Raw genomic sequence first — 2,846 nt, forward strand, 5'->3', positions numbered from 1 at the left:
CGAGCCGTGTGGATTGACCCTCCCGCACGGACAGCTCGAGTGCAGGGTGGCGCCCTGTGGGGCGACGTTGACCATGAGGCCCAGGCTCACGGACTTGCGACCCCGGGCGGCATCGTCAGTCACACCGGCGTCGCCGGGCTTACCCTCGGCGGGGGTATCGGCTGGCTGATGCGCAAGCATGGCCTCACTGTCGACAACCTGCTCTCCGCCGATATGGTGACCGCCGATGGCAAATTCATTCGAGCCTCGGAAGACGAACACTCAGACCTGTTTTTGGGCGTTGCGGGGCGGTGGTGGAAACTTCGGGATCGTGACCTCCTTCGAGTTCGCCCTCCACCCTGTCGGTCCCACTGTGCTCGCCGGCCCCGTGTTCTGGGCGGCGGACGACACTGCCGCCGCGCTGCGCTTCTACCGCGACTTCGTGCAGGATGCTCCCGACGAGCTTGGCACCGTCGTCAGGTTGGGAACCATCCCTCCCCTCTCGGTCGTCCCCGAGGAGCTTCACTGGCGACCCGCCGTGGCCATCAACGCCTGCTACACAGGTCCGGTTGAGGAGGGTGAGAGTGTCCTCCGCCCGCTGCGCGAGCACGGCACACCGCTTCTTGACTTGGTCTCCCCCAAGCGGTATGTGGCGCACCAGAGCGGGCTCGACAGCACCGTTCTCCATGGATGGCACTACTATTGGAAGTCGACCGACCTACCTGAGCTGTCCGACGACTTGATTGAAGTTCTCGTCGACCACGCCTTTTCGACGAAGTCACCCCGCTCATACGCGGTGCTATTCCACCTGGGCGGAGCGGTGAGCCGCGTCCCTGGCGACGCCACCGCCTACGCCAGTCGGAACGCACCACACAACATCAACATCAATGGCGTGTGGCGTCCCGACGAAGATTTCGCCGAGTCGGAGACCACGTGGGCCCGAGCACTGCCGAACAGCAACAGCGACCGAACCGCCGCCTCGACGCGGACCAATCCATGCGCAAACGGTTGTCGATTCGCTATTGTGGTTTTTTTCGACACGCCATCGATGTTAGTCTGTTCTAACATGTTCTCTTTCCCGAGCAAACGGTTAGCTCGCAGGCGTCGTCTAGAGCACTGTATCGGGCGAATCTGCGGGATTCAACCCGAGGGGGAGACAAATGTTCAACGAAAGTATCCGGTACCTGAAGGACAGTGACGACGCCGCGATGACGATACTCGTCGGCGGCTTACTCATCATCTTCGGGTTCCTCATCATCCCCGCACTCATCGTGCAGGGATACGTGATTCGCGTCCTGCGCCGTGTTTCGGACGGAGACACCGACGCTCCGGAATTCGGCGACTGGACGAAATTAACGGTAGACGGACTCAAGGCGGTCGTCATCACGGTCGTCTACGCGCTCGTACCGGCGGTGTTGGCCGTCGTGTTCGTGGGCGGCGGCGTGGCGCTCGCCGACAACGCGCCCGCGCTGGGCGGCCTCGTGGCCATCCTCGGCGGCGTGCTGACGCTCGTGGCCGGACTCGCGGTGTGGTACGCCCTTCCCGCCGCGCTCGTTCGGTTCGCCGAGAAGAACACCATGGGGTCGGCGTTCGAGTACGAATCGCTCGTGCCCATCCTCCGCGACGGGGAGTACGGAACGGGCTGGTTGCTGGCGCTGGGCGTCCTCGTCGTGGCCGGTGTCATCGCGAGCGCCGTCGGCGCGGTCCCGCTCCTCGGCTGGCTCGCGGCCGTGTTCGTCGGCTTCTACGCGCAAGTGACTGCGGCGTACATCTACGCACGAGGATACGCCGAAGCGGACGAACACCGACTGCAGAAGGGGTCCGAAGTCGAGGACGGGCAACCCGCGGTCTGATTCTCTTTTCGTTTCCGTCGGGACGACTCGTAGCGTTAGGGTGCGAATAGCAGGGCACTTACCGCCGGAAAACACACTTCTATTCATGCAGATACACGACCGAACGTCCATCGACGGGACCCGCGAGCGCATCACGCTCGTCCCCGAGAGTCTGGACGACCTCTGGCATCTGACGTATCTCCTCGAACCGGGCGACGACGTGTCGGGTGATACGACCCGGCGCATCCAGCGCGCCGACGACCAGATGCGGGATACGGGCGGCGAGCGCGAGCACATGCACATCACGCTCCGGGTGGAGGACGTGGAGTTCCATCGGTTCGCCAACCGCGTCCGCGTCGGCGGGGTCATCACCGACTGCTCGCGGGAGGACCAGTTGGGCCTCCACCACACCCTCAACGTCGAGGAACGCGAGAAGATAACCATCGAGAAGGAGTGGAAACTATCGCAAGCGATGCGACCGCCGGCGTCATCAAAAGAGAATCTGAATGCGTCGCCACATGTGACGAAAACAGATGAGAACGGAATTGGCACCGTCAAAAAGACGACCCCCATGGGTCGTCCGTTCAAACCGGTTGCAACCCCGTCATTGTCCGTGGTACAAAGCGAAACAGTTGAGATGAACACTGCTCCCAACACGACGCCGCAGTTGAGCGACACTGCATCCGGCGGTGAGGCGAACGCGGACAGATCAACGAGGACAGTAGAGGCGAACGATCCAGAGACACACCCGAGCGAATCTAGTCGACGATTCCGGCCCACCCTACGAAAACCGCCGAACTCATCGGCGTGACTGTCACTGCCGGCGTCGTCCTCCATCGCCCGGAGATCGGAACGCTGGCCACCCACGCCAATACAGTGGGTGTCTTCTCTAAACCAAAGCTCGGAGACCGGGTCTGGTGGCCGTTTATGCCACTCAGATACAGTAAGTATGATGACTCTGATCCACTCGAACAAGAAGTACGCGCGGAGCTGCATGATCACATCGAGCGCGCGCCTGGAACATATCTCTCACAG

Annotated in this window: 2 protein-coding genes and 3 pseudogenes; all 5 read left to right on the forward strand. The window is 62.3% G+C overall.

The genetic code is table 11. The annotated features are described in order from the left end of the window. Window positions 1-39: 39 nt before the first annotated feature. Window positions 40-186: pseudogene (locus BG842_RS32095) on the forward strand (FAD-linked oxidase); the annotation flags it as partial. A gap of 124 nt (window positions 187-310) precedes the next feature. Beyond that, window positions 311-1,177 (forward strand): hypothetical protein, encoded by an 867-nt coding sequence (locus tag BG842_RS21110; RefSeq protein WP_254663359.1) that lies wholly within the window; start codon window positions 311-313, stop codon window positions 1,175-1,177. Further along, entirely contained in the window at window positions 1,140-1,832 is a 693-nt protein-coding gene (locus BG842_RS21115) for a DUF4013 domain-containing protein (protein ID WP_069449824.1), read from the forward strand. Before BG842_RS21110 ends, BG842_RS21115 begins: the two co-directional genes overlap by 38 nt. Before the next feature lie 85 nt (window positions 1,833-1,917). Further along, window positions 1,918-2,373 (forward strand): annotated as a pseudogene (locus BG842_RS21120) (mRNA surveillance protein Pelota); the annotation flags it as partial. A 245-nt stretch (window positions 2,374-2,618) separates the two neighbouring features. Next, a pseudogene (locus tag BG842_RS30705) lies at window positions 2,619-2,846 on the forward strand (hypothetical protein); the annotation flags it as partial.

Origin of the sequence: Haladaptatus sp. W1 (assembly GCF_001723155.1) — an archaeon.
GTDB classification, from domain to species: domain Archaea; phylum Halobacteriota; class Halobacteria; order Halobacteriales; family Haladaptataceae; genus Haladaptatus; species Haladaptatus paucihalophilus.

What these genes read in the sequence shown, in the direction of transcription:
- BG842_RS21115 (WP_069449824.1), top strand. Translation starts at nt 1,140, where the DNA reads ATGTTCAACGAAAGTATCCGGTACCTGAAGGACAGTGACGACGCCGCG.